Below are 2008 nucleotides of genomic sequence, written 5' to 3'. Positions count from 1 at the left end.
CCGGTGCCGATCTTGATGTGCTGGTTGACGCCGACGGTGAGGTGGTCGTTGGCGCGGGTTTCGACTTTGCGGTCGGCGTAGACGGTGTGGTGTTCTTCGGCTTTGAACTCCGTGTAGCTGTTTTGCTCGACGGTGTCGTGGCGTTCGTTGCCGACGCGGATTTTCTGATCGTGCTCGATGTTTTCGTCCCAGTCGCGCTGGGCGTGCAGGTAGATCTGTTCCTGGCCTTTTTTGTCTTCGATGCGCAGTTCGTTGTAGCCGCCACCGCCCATCGAGCTCAGGGTCTTGAAGGTGCTGCGGGTCTTGTTCGCCGGCAGTGGATAGGGGACGGTGTTTTCCTTGTGGTACAGGCAGCCGCTGATCAGCGGTTGATCGGGGTCGCCTTCAAGGAAGGTGACCAGCACTTCCATGCCGATGCGCGGGATGGCGATGCCGCCGTACTGGGCGCCGGCCCAGGCGCTGGAGACGCGCAGCCAGCAACTGGTCTTGTCGTCGGCCTGACCTTCGCGGTCCCAATGGAACTGGACTTTGACCCGGCCGTATTCGTCGCAGTGGATTTCTTCGCCTTTCGGGCCGGTGACCACCGCGCTCTGGCTGCCGAGGATTCGCGGTTTCGGGTGGCGCAGCGGCGGGCGGTTGGGTACGTCCCATGGCGTGGCCTGGAAGCGGTTGCGGTAGCCCTGGTGGAAATCGTCTTTCAGCGCGGTGGTGTCGCTGGTCACCGACTCCTCGAGCACTTGCGGCTGCTTGCCTTCATGCAGGACTTCGGTGAGCAGCCAGAGGTCGTTCCACTTGGCTTTCGGGTGTTCGGTCAGGGCGAGGAAATGGCCGCTGACCAGCAGTGGCTGATCACTCTTGCCTTCGGCCAATTGGAAGTCGCTGCGATGGCGTTCGAGGGCGCGTTTGGCCAGGTGCTTGCCGCGCTCGCGGTCGATGAAGCGGCCCGGGTAATCGTAGTCTTCGAGGTCGGGTAGGGCGTCGCCACGGTTTTCGCTTTCCAGGGTCAGGCGCGGTTTTTCGAAGTCGTAGTCGCGACGGGTGGTGCGGCTGGTGCGGGTTTCCAGGCGCAGGTCGAAGCGCTTGATCACCGGGTTGCTGGCGACCATGCCGGAGTCTTGCTGATAGGGCACCGGGGCCAGTTTCGGGAACACCGTCTGGTCGTCGCCGAACACCAACTTGTGCGCGTTGGCGCTGTGCTGGAAGTGGAAGTGAATGCCTTCTTCCTCGCACAGGCGCTGGATGAAGTGCAGATCCGACTCGTCGTATTGCACGCAGTAGATGCGCTCGGGATAGATCGAGCCGGTCTTGAATTCGTAGGCGTTGCTTTGAATGCCGTGCTCTTCGAGCACCATGCCGATGATTTTCGGCACGCTGAGGTTCTGGAAGATGCGCTGGTTGATGCGGTGCGCCAGGTACGCCAGTTGCGGGCGCAGGGTCACCGAATAACGGGTCAAGCGCTTGCCGGAATCGCCTTGCGCGGCGCGGTAGATCTGGCCATGGATGCCGCTGCCATCAGGCGACAGCTGCAGAAAGGCCGGTTTGTGCAGCAGGGTTTCGAGGTCCAGCGACGGCTGCTCACTGACCAGCTCCACCTCAAAGACAAAAGGCTGGCTGATGGCTTCCCGGCCGGTGAGGGTAAACACCTGAAAGTCGGCGGAAAGCCCTTCGATGGTCAGGGCAAAGTGGGTTTCATTGGCCGGCGCGAACATCCCTTGTTCCTCGTGCTGTACAGCGGCGCTCGTCGACGGCCGTAAAAAGCGGCTCAACGTACGCGAAATTCTGGAGGGGCGTAAACAACATCGACCAGCAGAGCTGGCCGATGCGTGTAACGGTCAGCCGTAATTAAACGACTGGAGCACGCCAGTCATCGGAACCCGAAGTACCGGATACTTCGTGGGTCCAGGTGATTTTGCGGTAGGTGAACTGCACTTCTTCCAGGTGGGTGAAGTGCGCGTTGCCTGGATCCTGGCAGTTGTGCATTTTGTTGTTGATGGCGACGATGATCGCG

1 protein-coding gene and 1 pseudogene are annotated in these 2008 nt (G+C 61.0%); both read right to left on the bottom strand.

What is annotated here, in order from left to right; all coding sequences use genetic code 11:
* A partial coding sequence (locus D8U82_RS26220; RefSeq protein ID WP_130903253.1) for a type VI secretion system tip protein VgrG occupies nt 1-1709 on the bottom strand: 1709 nt, incomplete at its 3' end.
* A 133-nt stretch (nt 1710-1842) separates the two neighbouring features.
* Nucleotides 1843-2008: pseudogene (locus D8U82_RS26215) on the bottom strand (type VI secretion system tube protein Hcp); the annotation flags it as partial.

Origin of the sequence: Pseudomonas sp. Sample_23 (genome assembly GCF_004307595.1) — a bacterium.
Taxonomy (GTDB): Bacteria; Pseudomonadota; Gammaproteobacteria; order Pseudomonadales; family Pseudomonadaceae; genus Aquipseudomonas; species Aquipseudomonas atacamensis.
Note: the sequence above shows the minus strand (reverse complement) of the source record. Positions and strands in the feature narration are given on the sequence as shown.